The organism is Wansuia hejianensis, from assembly GCF_014337215.1.
GTDB classification, from domain to species: Bacteria; Bacillota; Clostridia; order Lachnospirales; family Lachnospiraceae; genus Scatomonas; species Scatomonas hejianensis.
Genome location: NZ_CP060635.1, coordinates 576834 through 589328 on the forward strand (window position 1 = coordinate 576834; position 12495 = coordinate 589328).

General features: G+C 48.9%; 11 protein-coding genes. 9 read left to right on the forward strand and 2 right to left on the reverse strand.

Annotated features, from left to right (window positions below):
* Window positions 1-2 precede the first annotated feature (2 nt).
* Window positions 3-956, reverse strand: coding sequence for a LysR family transcriptional regulator (locus H9Q79_RS02700; protein WP_118642233.1), 954 nt, complete (start codon window positions 954-956; stop codon window positions 3-5).
* 172 nt (window positions 957-1128) lie between these two features.
* Here H9Q79_RS02700 and H9Q79_RS02705 point away from each other — a divergent pair, with 172 nt between their 5' ends.
* The 9 genes from H9Q79_RS02705 to H9Q79_RS02745 all read left to right on the forward strand — a co-directional run bounded on the left by H9Q79_RS02705 (window position 1129) and on the right by H9Q79_RS02745 (window position 10149).
* Window positions 1129-2391: a Glu/Leu/Phe/Val family dehydrogenase gene (locus H9Q79_RS02705; RefSeq protein WP_249329142.1), complete on the forward strand. Its 1263-nt coding sequence runs from the start codon at window positions 1129-1131 to the stop codon at window positions 2389-2391.
* Window positions 2392-2620: 229 nt separating this feature from the next.
* A complete protein-coding gene (locus H9Q79_RS02710; protein ID WP_118642504.1) occupies window positions 2621-3727 on the forward strand; it encodes a phosphotransferase enzyme family protein in 1107 nt (368 codons plus the stop codon).
* Window positions 3728-3834: 107 nt separating this feature from the next.
* Complete coding sequence (locus H9Q79_RS02715) at window positions 3835-5451, forward strand: L,D-transpeptidase family protein (protein ID WP_118642229.1); 1617 nt, start codon at window positions 3835-3837, stop codon at window positions 5449-5451.
* Between the two features lie 88 nt (window positions 5452-5539).
* On the forward strand, window positions 5540-6418 hold the full coding sequence (locus tag H9Q79_RS02720; RefSeq protein ID WP_118642227.1) for a damage-control phosphatase ARMT1 family protein: 879 nt from the start codon (window positions 5540-5542) through the stop codon (window positions 6416-6418).
* Window positions 6419-6431: 13 nt separating this feature from the next.
* Window positions 6432-7400 (forward strand): biotin--[acetyl-CoA-carboxylase] ligase, encoded by a 969-nt coding sequence (locus H9Q79_RS02725; RefSeq protein ID WP_249329143.1) that lies wholly within the window; start codon window positions 6432-6434, stop codon window positions 7398-7400.
* 85 nt (window positions 7401-7485) lie between these two features.
* Entirely contained in the window at window positions 7486-8241 is a 756-nt protein-coding gene (locus H9Q79_RS02730) for a class I SAM-dependent methyltransferase (protein WP_249329144.1), read from the forward strand.
* A 16-nt stretch (window positions 8242-8257) separates the two neighbouring features.
* Entirely contained in the window at window positions 8258-8992 is a 735-nt protein-coding gene (locus tag H9Q79_RS02735; protein ID WP_249329145.1) for a class I SAM-dependent methyltransferase, read from the forward strand.
* 171 nt (window positions 8993-9163) lie between these two features.
* Entirely contained in the window at window positions 9164-9649 is a 486-nt protein-coding gene (locus H9Q79_RS02740) for a MarR family winged helix-turn-helix transcriptional regulator (RefSeq protein ID WP_118642223.1), read from the forward strand.
* On the forward strand, window positions 9640-10149 hold the full coding sequence (locus H9Q79_RS02745) for a flavodoxin domain-containing protein (RefSeq protein WP_118642221.1): 510 nt from the start codon (window positions 9640-9642) through the stop codon (window positions 10147-10149). The genes H9Q79_RS02740 and H9Q79_RS02745 overlap by 10 nt, the downstream gene beginning before the upstream one ends.
* Here H9Q79_RS02745 and H9Q79_RS02750 read toward each other — a convergent pair.
* Window positions 10119-12410: a bifunctional diguanylate cyclase/phosphodiesterase gene (locus H9Q79_RS02750; RefSeq protein ID WP_118642219.1), complete on the reverse strand. Its 2292-nt coding sequence runs from the start codon at window positions 12408-12410 to the stop codon at window positions 10119-10121. The two genes, H9Q79_RS02745 and H9Q79_RS02750, sit on opposite strands and share 31 nt — an antisense overlap.
* Window positions 12411-12495 lie beyond the last annotated feature (85 nt).

Below are 12495 nucleotides of genomic sequence, written 5' to 3' on the forward strand. Positions count from 1 at the left end.
AGTTATTTTGCTTTCCTGTCCTCTCTGGCTATCCGGATGAATTCTTCCATGGCGCGTGTGATATACTTGCCCTGCTTATAATAAAAGTAAATGGAACGGCAGACCTCATTCGGTCCGTCAACCCGGTAATAGATGATGTTGGCATCATCTTTTACGTGCTTGATGAGCGTATCACTGATGAAGCTGATACCCATTCCATAGCAGGAGACATGATAGCAGGTGATCTGCTGGTCCAGGTACAGGACAATTTTCGGACTGAAGCCGTGTTTTTTGCAGATCTTTTCTGCGCGGATGCGTGTGTCATTACCGTGCCTCAGGAAGAGAAAGGGTTCATTTTTGAACTGTACCAGAGGCACGCAGGGAGTCTCCGGCAAAATATGGCGGTCCTGGCGGATATCCTCGGCGGTCAGCTGATATTCTGTGTACCGGTCGTTGATTTCAAACCTTTTGGGCACGGCGAGCAGAAGGGATTCGGCACAATATTCATCTCTTGCGAAGAGCTGAGGATTAAAGGGATAGGTCTCAATGATCAGATCCAGGTATCCGCTCTGCAGGTGATTTTCCAGCAGAGAGGTATTGGCTTCTACGAGCCGGATATCAACGGCGGGATAGGTTTCTTTGAATTTGGCTATGATCGGAAGTAAAACGTAAGAGGTGAAGAGATTGCTGCCGCCTACTGACAGCATTCCGGCCTTCAGCTGGTCAATATTGCTGACGAAATTAGTGAAGCCGTTCTCGATATCCATGATTTCTTTAGCACACTTAATATATTCTTCGCCGCAGCGCGTGAGCTGAATAGGGGTGGTGTTCCGTTCAAAGAGAGGAGCTCCCACCTTTTTTTCAATCTTTTTTATGGTGGCGCTTAATGAGGGTTGAGAAATGTATAATTTCTGCGCCGCCTTTGAAAAGCTCTGCTCCTGGTACACCGCAAATACATATTGCATTCCTTCAAACATATAATTCCCCCTGTATAAGTTTACTTTCTATATAACTTTTAATCTATAACGTATATATGATTTTTTGTATTTGATTCAATTATAAATGTCCGCTATAATAAAATCAAGTTGAAAGAGCGCTCAGAAACTGAAATTAACGATTATGGGTCTACATAGGAAAGGGGAAGGCAAAATGTCTGAAAAATATAATCCGTATGATAATGTATTGAAAGTCGTTGAACAGGCTTCTGAGATCCTGGGATATCCTCAGAGAGATTGTGAAGCTATAAAATATCCGGAGAGAGAATTAAAGGTTGCGGTACCGGTTGAGATGGATGACGGGACTACACGTGTGTTTGAAGGGTACAGAGTACAGCATTCGACTTCCAGAGGGCCGGCTAAGGGAGGTATCCGTTACCACCAGAACGTTAATATAGATGAAGTAAAGGCTCTGGCCGCATGGATGACTTTCAAATGTGCGGTGGTTAATATTCCCTATGGCGGCGGCAAGGGCGGTATTGTATGTGATCCCACCAAGCTGTCGGACAGAGAGCTGCGCGCGATGACCAGAAGATTTACAGCTGCAATCGCTCCTCTGATCGGACCAGAAGTAGATATCCCGGCACCCGATGTAGGAACCAACGCTACAGTAATGGGCTGGATGATGGATACTTACAGTATGCTGAAGGGCCATACCGTACCGGGTGTTGTTACCGGCAAGCCGATTGATCTGGGCGGCGCTCTGGGAAGAAATGAAGCTACAGGCCGTGGCGTTATGTTCACGGTTAAGAATATATTGAAGAAGATGAACCTCCCTGTAGAAGGCACGGATGTGGTTGTACAGGGTATGGGAAATGTAGGAAGCGTAACCGCGAAGCTTCTCCACGAAGAGGGAATGAAGGTAATCGCAGTCAGCGATGTTTCCGGCGGGCTTTATGACCCGAACGGTCTGGATATCCCGGCGATTGAAGCCTATATTACAGCTAAGAGGGGCAACCTGCTGTCCGGTCTGGAACTGAAAGGAGCTACCCGCATCAGCAACGATGAGCTGCTGACACTCAAGACGACAGTCCTGGTTCCTGCTGCTCTGGAGAATCAGATCAATGGCAGTAATGCCGATAAGATCCAGGCGAAGCTGATCGTAGAGGCAGCCAACGGCCCGACCTCCTCTGAAGCAGATGAGATTTTGAAGAAGAGGGGAATCCAGGTAGTGCCTGACATTCTGGCCAACGCCGGCGGCGTGGTTGTATCCTATTTTGAATGGGTACAGAACATTCAGTCTGTCAGCTGGACAGAAGCAGAAGTCAACAGTAAGCTGAAAGATATCATGGACCGCGCGTTTGCCTCTGTATGGGATATTACCCAGGAGAAACAGACTACACTCCGCATGGGCGCTTATCTGATCGCTGTAAAACGTGTTGTTGATGCGAAGAAAGCCAGAGGTATCTGGCCGTAAATAAATTCCATATTTACATCTGTGAGGGATCAGTGCTATGATAGACCCAGGTGACGTGAAATCCTGATAAAGGGTAAACGTCATCTGGGCCTTTATGTCGTAGAAAATTGCTGTACAATCACAGGCAGATGTACATTGGCGCATAGAGGGAACAGGCTGTTTACAGGCGGTGGCGATGGGCATGCCCGCTTTATATAAAAAATATGGAAGGTGTGAAAAGCAGATGCAAATGAAAAAAGTAGATGAAATCGCGAAGATGATTAGCAGGGAATTTCCGTTCTCAGGCAGGCTGACAGAGATCGTACCATATGGCAGCGGCCATATCAACGATACTTACCGGGTTACCTGTCAAAAAGAGGATCATGCGGTTGAAAGGTATATCATTCAGAGAATTAATACAAATATATTTAAAGCGGACGAGTTGATGGAGAATATTTCGGGAATTACAGAATGGATGAAAAAGAAGATCCAGGCTGACGGCGGCGACCCTGCCAGAGAGACGCTGAACATCGTGAAGACGAAGGACGGAGCTGCCTATTATCAGGATGAAGACGGCAGCTGCTGGCGCGCGTATCTTTTTATAGAACGGGCGACCAGCTACAACATGGTAGAAAAACCGGATGATTTCTATCAGTGTGGTCTGGCTTTCGGCAGATTTCAGCAGATGTTGTCAGATTATCCGGCTGGGACACTCCATGAAGCAATTCCGGATTTTCATAATACCGTGAAAAGGTTCAGGGATTTCAAACACGCTGTGGAACAAGACGCCTGCGGCCGCAGGGCTGCAGCTGCAGGAGAAATCCGTTTTGTGGAAGAGCGGGAGGAACAGGCGGGAGTCCTCTGCCGGATGCGTGAAAGCGGGGAACTGCCGGTGCGCGTGACCCATAATGATACAAAGCTGAATAATATCATGATAGATGACGATACCAGAAAGGCGATCTGTGTCATTGACCTGGATACGGTCATGCCAGGTCTCGCTGCCTATGATTATGGCGATTCGATCCGGTTTGGGGCCAGCACGGCACTCGAGGATGAGACGGATCTGTCGAAAGTTACCTGCGATATGGAACTGTTCCGCCTGTATACCAGAGGCTTTTTGGAGGGCTGCGCCGGACGGCTGACAGCGAAGGAGACGGAGATGCTTCCCATGGGAGCCTGGATGATGACTTACGAGTGCGGAATGCGTTTTCTGGCAGATTATCTGGAAGGAGATGTTTATTTTAAAATTGATTATCCCAGTCACAATCTGGACAGAGCCAGGAACCAGTTTAAGCTGGTCAGGGACATGGAAGAAAAAATGGGAATTATGAACCAGATCGTAAAGGGATGTATGTAGAACTTCAGAATCGGTCATTCTATAGTGAAGATATACGAGGCAGAAAAGCTTTTGTTATAATACCCTCAGTTGAAAAGCGGCTGGAGATAAAGAGGAGCGTATAGAATATGAATGACAAACGGTTCGAGGAGGGGCTGGAGGAACAGTCAGAGAAAGCATTGATGGAATCAGAATCCGGTATCGAGGCACAGAAAGCAGAAACCCAGGCGGCAGCCGAAGAGGAAGAAAAGCCGGAAAAGAACGGTCCGGGGCAGGAAGCTGAAATTGCGGAGCCGCCGGGGAAGAAGCATAAGATTTTTAAGATAGTGCTCCTGGTCATCATCCTGACGGCAGTCGCTGTCGGCATCGGCGTCTATGTGGGGTATGCGAATTATTACAGCGGCCGATTTTTTGAAGGGACGGTGATTAATCAGATTGACTGCAGCGGCCTGACAGTGGAGCAGGTTGAAGACATACTGGCCGAGAAGGTTGAGGATTATTCGATTGAACTGACATTCCGGGGTGACGCCAGGGAAACTCTGGAAGGAGAGGCAATCGGATACGAATATGTATCTGACGGCAGTGTCCAGGCGATTAAGGACGGGCAGAAATCCTGGAAATGGATCAAAGGTTACTTTATTAAGAGCAATGAGCAGGCCACGGTACAGACGAGGTATGATGAAGAAAAGCTGCAGCAGCAGCTATACAGCCTGCCGGAGCTGCAGGAGGGGAATATGACTCCCCCGACGGATGCCTATGTGGATTATCTGGACGGCCGATTTCAGGTGGTTGCGGAAACTTATGGCAATACCCTGGATAAAGACCTGGTACTGGAGGCGGTGAAGCAAGCAGTCGGGTCGAGCCAGAGAGAGCTGAATGCGGAAGAGATAGGTAATGCCTATGCGGCGCCGGCCCTCAGGCAGGAGGATGCCGGCCTCAACCAACAGGCAGCCCAGCTAAATGAGCTGGTTTCAGCCAGTATCACCTATGAACTTCCGACGGGCAGCCAGACATTGGACGGCAACATCATGAAGGACTGGCTGATGAGAGATGAGGCCGGAAATTATGTGAAGGATGAAGATACCTGGAATCAGCACATTGCCCAATACGTTGCAGATATGGCAGCGGCAGTGGATACAGTGGGAACAGACAGGCAGTTCCAGTCAACGGGCCTGGGAGAGATTACGGTAGGAGGCGGAGTCTACGGCTGGAAGATCGATCAAAGCAGTGAGATTCGGCAGCTGACCGAAGAGCTTGCTAACAGGACAGTTACCACCAGAGAGCCTGTGTACAAGAGTCGTGAAGTTACAACTGAAAATAATGGCTTTGGGTATACCTACGTCGAGATAGATTTGAGCAGGCAGCATCTGTGGCTGTACCTGGACGGAAAGCTGACAGTGGAGTCAGATATTGTTTCAGGTAAGATGACTAAGAAGAGATATACCCCGGCTGGCATATTCCGAATGTACTACAAGCAGAGGGACAAGGTTCTCAGGGGAGAGAAGAAAGCGGACGGAACCTACGAGTATGAGACCCCGGTTGAGTTCTGGATGCCCTTTAACGGTGGAATCGGAATGCATGATGCAGAATGGAATCCCTATTTTGGTGGCACGAGATATATCAATTCCGGTTCTCATGGCTGTATTAATCTGCCTTATCGTATAGCCCAGCAGATCTATGAGATTATGAACACGGATATACCAATTATCTGTTATTATTCGCAGCCATATGGATTTATCGGCTAACAAGGGCGCCGGGGGACACATCTGTGTGCCCCGGCGCCTGTATGAAGCGCCTGAAAACAGATGAAGAGAAAAGAGGGTGTGTGGCGATATGAGAATGAGTGCGAGCTGCATGAAATGTATTGTGGATGTGCAGGCAAAAAGGCTTGATAAGCTGGAAGACGAGGAGCTGAAGCGTGTTTATCTGAAGAAGGTTATGGAAATACTGGCCTCCTGTGACGATGACAGTACCGCTCCGGTGATGGTGAAAAGGATTGAAGAGGTCTTTGAGGATATGTGTGGTCCCCTGCCGGAGTTTTCACAGATTAAAAGAGAATATAACGATTTGATGCTCAGGCTGGAACCTGAAATTGAGAGAAAAATAGAGGCCGCTCCGGACAGTCTGGCTATGGCCCTTTCCTATTCACGGGCCGGCAATTATATAGACTTCGGTTCGCAGCATACGGTAGAGCAGGAAAAGCTTCTGACCATGCTGGATAGGGAGGCGCTGGAACCGGTGGATGAGGATGTTTACAAGAGCTTTTTGGCTGAGCTGTCAGAGGCGGAAAGCTTTGTATTCCTTCTGGATAACTGTGGGGAGATTGTTCTGGATAAACTGGTGCTGAAACAGCTGAAAAGAAGGTTTCCGGAAATTTCACTCACTGCATTGGTGAGAGGGTTCCCGGTCAGTAATGATGTGACCTTTGAAGATGCAGTTCAGACGGGGCTGGACAGGATTGTCCGTGTGGTACCAAACGGCTCGCCTGTGGCAGGAACAGACCTGAACAGCATTTCTTCTGAGGCGGAGGCGGTTCTGAGGGGTGCCGATGTGATACTGGCCAAAGGGCAGGGAAATTATGAGACGCTGAGTGGCTGCGGGATGAACATTTATTATCTGTTTCTGATCAAATGTAACTGGTTCAGGAAGATGTTCAGCCGGCCGGACCATTCCGGGATGTTTGTGCGGGAACGGGGTGTAAAAGCGTTATAGATAGGATGATAGTATGTTAAAGAACAGGATTTTGCGGGAACTGGAAATGAACAGAAGTTGTCCCATATCCGGGCAGGCTCTGGCGGAAAGGTATCACGTGTCCAGAAATGCTGTCTGGAAGGCGGTGAATGCCCTTAAGGAAGAAGGCTATGAGATATTGTCAGCTCAAAACAGAGGATACATATTGGCTACGGATAGTGACAGGCTGTCGCGGGAGGGCATTCTGGCTCATCTGGAGCCGGGGATAGGGGAACCGGCTGTGTATGCGTTCCGGGAACTGGATTCGACGAACAATGAAGCTAAGAGGATGCTGGCCTCCGGATTCCGCGGAAGAGCACTGGTGGTCAGCGAGTGCCAGTCAGCGGGACGGGGCAGGGGGGATAACCGTTTTTACTCCCCGTCCGGAACTGGCCTTTATCTTACGATGCTGACCGCCGGCGGACCGCTGCCGGAACCTCCTTCTTTCATAACAATTGCAGCCGCGGTGGCGGTGGCAAGAGCTGTGGAAAGCTTATGCGGACTGCGCCTCCAGTTTAAATGGGTGAACGATTTATTTCTGGAAGGGAAAAAGGCCGGCGGGATACTGAGTGAAGCTGTGACCGACCTGGAATCCGGTAGAATTGAGGAAGCAGTGGTTGGCATCGGGCTGAATGTGACGACAAAGGATTTTCCGCCGGATATCCGGAAGAGGGCAATCTCTCTGGGGATGAAAGCCGGAAGCAGGAACCGTCTGGCGGCAGAAATCGCCGGTCAGTTTTTCAGGATGGATCTGTTGGAACATGACTTATATATGGATGAATACCGGGAACGATCTTTAGTTCTGGGAAAAAACGTGGTGTATGAGGGGGAGGCCGTATACGCGGAAGGCCTGGATGAACTGGGAGGCTTGATCATACGGCGCGCAGACGGAAGAAAAGAGACGTTAAGGGGAGGAAGCATCACGTTAGAGGAGGAGTCTGAAACCTGCTTTTTTGAAGAATAATATCCCTGGGGGGAGCTTGTGGCGTACCTGATGAAATGATATCCTGTTACTGTTGGATGTTGATTTTTTATCAGGGAGAGTTTTTATGGAGCTGTTAAGAGATATTGAAAAATACTGGACGAACAGGGCAGAAGGCTATTCGCAGGTAAATCAGGAGGAGCTTGCGGGAGAAAACAGATACCATTGGATTCGGGAACTGGAGGCTCAGATCCCTTCAGGGAGAAAAGAAGAGCTGGAGATTCTGGATATTGGTACCGGACCGGGTTTCTTCTCTATCCTTCTGGCAGAAAAGGGATATCATGTGACAGCCGTTGACTATACGGAAGCCATGCTGGAGGAGGCCAGAAAGAATGCGGGAGCTCTTGCCGGGAACATCCAGTTCTACAGGATGGATGCGCAGAGCCTGGGATTCCTGGATGAATCTTTCGATGTGATTGTTACGAGAAATCTCACATGGAACCTGGAAAATCCAATCCAGGCATACAGGGAATGGAAACGAGTGTTGAAGCCGGGCGGGGTGTTGCTGAATTATGACGCCAACTGGTATCATCACCTATTTGATGAGGAAAAGCGGCGGGCCTATGAAGAAGACCGCCAAAAGGTGAGCGCAGCATCGCTGGAAGACCATTATACCTGCACCGATATCGACGCGATGGAAGAGATTGCCCGCCGTGTGCCTCTGAGCCGGGCGATGCGTCCTCAGTGGGATCAGTATGTGCTGAACGAGCTGGGATTTTCAGAGGTGGCGGTCAGCATGGACGTATGGGAACATGTCTGGTCAGAGGTGGAGAAAATAAATTACGGATCTACGCCGATGTTCCGGATCAAGGGAATACGGTAACGGGAGGTCAGACATCGTGTTGCTGCAGCAGGATACGAAACGACAGATCAGAAGTTATTGGACGAAACGGAGCCATGATTTTGCCAGGCTGCGAGTGAAGGAACTGAACAGTCCCATGGCGCGGTTATGGGAGGAAGAGATAGACCGTCATCTGCCGGATATCCCTGGCCTGCGGATACTGGATATCGGTACAGGCAGTGGGTTTTTTGCATTCCTTTTGGAACAGAAGGGTCATCGGGTGACAGGCGTTGATCTCACGCCTTCTATGATAGAGGAAGCGGAAGAGATCGGAAGGAAGACCGGGAGCGGTGCGGAATTCCGGGTGATGGATGCGGAAAACCTGCTCTATGCGGATGAGAGCTTTGATGTGGTATTATCCAGGAATCTGACCTGGACTTTACCAGATCCCGGACGGGCCTACAGAGAGTGGTATCGAGTGTTGAAGAAGGGTGGATTGCTGCTAAATTTTGACGGAAACTATGGCAGAGAAGATTTTGCGAAGGGCGACGAAGAGCTTCCGGACAATCACGCACACAAGACAATAGCGGACAGCCTGCGCAGAGAATGCAACCGGATTAAGGATCAGCTGGAAGTCAGCCGCCGCGTGCGGCCGGCCTGGGATGTGGAGAAGCTGGAAGAGGCCGGTTTCCAGAGGATGGAGCTGGATTTGAGCGTCAGTGAGAGAATCTACCGCAGAGTGGATGAATTCTATAATCCTACGCCGCTTTTTTCGATAAAGGCTGTGAAGTAATGTTAAAAATATGATTGACAAACGGGTGAATAAGTAATACATTACATATATAGGTAATGTATTACTTATTTTTGCGTCGGGAGATTTAAGCCATATCCGCCAAGGCGTTCCGCCATACAAGCCCTGGCGGGTGAATCATTTTGCACTGTGGGGATAACAGGAGGAAGTGTTATGGAGGACCGGAAAAAGAAAATAAAAGATAATCGGATGGATTTCAAGGGAATGGATTCGCTTTATTTTCTGATCGGTTTGCTGAGCGAATTCGTAAACCGGCTTCAGACGAGAGGAGATACATTTTTTGAAGAAATCAGCTGGAAACAGTGTTTTCTGATGATCTGCATTAATTTGTTTGAAGAACCGCCTACATTAAAGGAACTGTCGGAGGCAGCAGGCAGTTCCCATCAAAATGTGAAGCAGATGCTGCTGAAGCTGGAAAAAGCCGGATTCGTGGAAATGACTGCGGATCCAGAGGACAAGAGAAAGCAGAGGGTGGTCTGCACGGAGAAGATGCGGGAATTTGATGAAAAATATGAGAGGCCCAGCGATGCTTTCATTAAGAAAATTTATCAGAACGTTGACCCCGGGGAAGTGGAAATTACCATCCGGACAATTCTCCGGATGGATGAGAATTTAAAGGAGGAAGCATCATGCGGGTGATGGTCGTATATGAAAGCGGGACAGGTTTTACCAGGCAGTATGCAGAATGGATAGGAGAAGATTTGAATTGCCCTGTAAAGCCGGTAAAAGAAGTGTCTGCGCGGATGGCCGGTGAATATGATCTGATCATTTACGGCGGCTGGGTTATGGGGAATATGATCATGGGACTGGGCAGGATGAAGAAAATGAACCCAAAACGGCTGGTGGTGTTTGCAGTGGGGGCGTCTCCGGAAGATGAGAAGACAGGAGAGGAAATACAGTCGGCCAATCAAACCGGAGATCTTCCGTTCTATTATCTGGAAGGCGGTCTCCGGTATAAAAGGCTGGGTTTTATACAAAAAATGCTGCTCCGGATTGTCCGGAAGTCTCTGGCAAAAAAAGAAAATAAGACTGAAAGAGAAGCTGAAATGGTGCGATTGCTGGCAAGCTCCTTTGACCATGCAGACCGGGCGAAGATCCGGACGCTGGTTCAGTCTGTGTCCGGATCGGCAGCATCATAACCCATATACTTCAGGTTGAATTCTGCAGCGCTGACAGGCCTGCTGTAGTAATACCCCTGCCCGAAATCGCAGCCAAGGGATTTGCTGAGCCGGTCGTGTTCAGAGGTTTCAATGCCCTCGATGACCGTAGAGATGCCCAATCGTTTGGAGAGCTGGACGATCTGTTCCATGATAATCCGGGAACGGTCGCTTTTCCCGGATGAGCTTTCCAGTAAAAACCCCCTGTCCAGCTTCAATTCATCAATGTGAAGCCTAGCCAGTGTGTTCAGTGAAGAATAACCGCTGCCGAAATCATCCATGGACACACAGAATCCTATTTCCTGCAGGACCTTGATCTGAGCGTTCAGCTCTTCAATATTTTTAAGGGCCAGCCCTTCCAGGATCTCAAGAGTGATGAGATTGGCCGGAATGTCATATTTTGCGATTAATGCGCGTAGGCTGGGAATATAGCTGCGCTCAAAAAACAGCAGCTTTGACTGGTTGACGGATATTCCGACCGGTTTTATGCCCAGATCGATCCATTCCCGGATCTGACAGCAGGCGCGTTCCACCATGTAGAGATCCAGCCGGGCGCAAAAGCCATTGCCCTCAAAAAGAGGTATGAACTGATCGGGAAAGAGCATAGTGCCTTCTTCCGTGATCCAGCGGACGAGCGCTTCTGCGCCGCCCAGAGTGTCGGTGGACAGGTCGATCTTTGGCTGCAGATAGAGTCTGAATTCACCGGACTGCAGAGCCTGGTGCATATGGCTGACAATATAGTTTTCCTGTGTTTCCTGTCTGTGCAGCTGGGAGTCATAAAAGCGTATATTGTTGCTGTAAGACCCTCTTGCGCTTGCAAGAGCGAACAGGGCATGTGTTATGAGGCTGTTGGCATCATAGTTTTCCTGTGAATGACCGGAAAAGACCGCGACTCCACAGTACAGCAGAACCCGGTAATTGCCATGGCCGCCTCCGGACAGCCGTGTGATTTCTTCTATGACCTCCCTCAGCCGCGTGAAAATGGTTTCCTGCTTCGTCTCGTTCAGATATAGATAAAAGAGGTCCGCCGTATCCCGGCAGCAATATTCTCCTGGTAAAAGGCGGGACTTCAAGATCTGGTTAATATAGCACAGAAGCCTGTCTGCCTGTTCAGACCCGAATATTTCATTAATGAATTTAAACTGGTGTACATTGAGGGCGGCGACACTGCAGGAATGGCCCTGTTCCAGTGCGTTTGCCAGGTTCTGCCTGAAACGGGGCAGATTGTCTGCTCCGGTGAGCTGATCGTGATAGGCGAGATAGATCAGGTCTCTGTTGCTTTTCTGAATCATGTGGTAACCATAAAACAGCAGGAACAGAATCAGCCCCAGGATTCCAGCAAAGGTCATTCCCATTACCCGGATGACCCGGTATACCGCACGGCTGCTCTCCTGAGTGGTGCTCACGCAGAGCAGGTACCAGCCGTTGAGCCCGACTGGCTCCAGCAGGAACTGGTAAGTGACGCCCTGGTACTGAAAGGAGGAGAAAATAGTCTCCTGCTGATCCAGAGAATTTTTAACATTTTCCACCTCGTTGGGATTGAAATAAGGACCGTCAAAAATAGTGTCCATCTGTTCTTCTATAACATCCTGCTGAGCGCGGATCAGAATCTTCCCCTCTGATCCCAGCATATGGATATAGCCGTCTCCTCCCAAGACGCCGTTACCGCTTATGATATCAGTAAAAATATCAATATGGTCGCTGGCAACAAGGGCGCCGACAATTGTATCACCCTTGCAAATGGGTACGCCGTACACGAAGACTCTCTCTGATATGGCCTGGCTCTCGAAAAGTTTGGACACACTTCTTTCCCCGTTCCAGGCTTTTTCTATTACCTCGATGACCTCTTCATCGAGGGTGCTGACATCGACTCCCGTGCGCACGGCTTCATCCAGAATCGCCATAGCCCCGGTTCCGTTTTTTTCAAAGTAACCCATGGTTATAAAGGCATTATATGTATTGGCCTTCTGAAGCATCGGGGCCAGAGCGTGGGCCGTCGTCAGATGACTGGATTCAATGAAGCTGGACAATGTGTTCAGATTCTGGAAGTCGGCGTCTATTTGCTTAAAAAGCCTGTTTTTATACTCGACAGTTTCGTAATGCATCTGGGTATTGGCAGCATCCGTCATAGTATTTTTTAAAAAAGTGATCAGCAGGCCGCTGATCATCAATAGCATGATAATAATGCCTGCGACAAAAATAATGGTTTTCTTCAGGCGTTTTTGAATTGTTTTTTCATCCATATTTGTATACACTCTTTTTGTATGTTGATTTAGTTATCGTATCATATAAGATGTTAAGTTGCAATTGTAAAAATATACTCCAGTT

Bases quoted from the DNA above. Each gene is read 5' to 3' on its own strand.
- H9Q79_RS02700 (WP_118642233.1), bottom strand. From the start codon at position 956: ATGTTTGAAGGAATGCAATATGTATTTGCGGTGTACCAGGAGCAGAGC.
- H9Q79_RS02705 (WP_249329142.1), top strand. From the start codon at position 1,129: ATGTCTGAAAAATATAATCCGTATGATAATGTATTGAAAGTCGTTGAA.
- H9Q79_RS02710 (WP_118642504.1), top strand. From the start codon at position 2,621: ATGAAAAAAGTAGATGAAATCGCGAAGATGATTAGCAGGGAATTTCCG.
- H9Q79_RS02715 (WP_118642229.1), top strand. From the start codon at position 3,835: ATGAATGACAAACGGTTCGAGGAGGGGCTGGAGGAACAGTCAGAGAAA.
- H9Q79_RS02720 (WP_118642227.1), top strand. From the start codon at position 5,540: ATGAGAATGAGTGCGAGCTGCATGAAATGTATTGTGGATGTGCAGGCA.
- H9Q79_RS02725 (WP_249329143.1), top strand. From the start codon at position 6,432: ATGTTAAAGAACAGGATTTTGCGGGAACTGGAAATGAACAGAAGTTGT.
- H9Q79_RS02730 (WP_249329144.1), top strand. From the start codon at position 7,486: ATGGAGCTGTTAAGAGATATTGAAAAATACTGGACGAACAGGGCAGAA.
- H9Q79_RS02740 (WP_118642223.1), top strand. From the start codon at position 9,164: ATGGAGGACCGGAAAAAGAAAATAAAAGATAATCGGATGGATTTCAAG.
- H9Q79_RS02745 (WP_118642221.1), top strand. From the start codon at position 9,640: ATGCGGGTGATGGTCGTATATGAAAGCGGGACAGGTTTTACCAGGCAG.
- H9Q79_RS02750 (WP_118642219.1), bottom strand. From the start codon at position 12,410: ATGGATGAAAAAACAATTCAAAAACGCCTGAAGAAAACCATTATTTTT.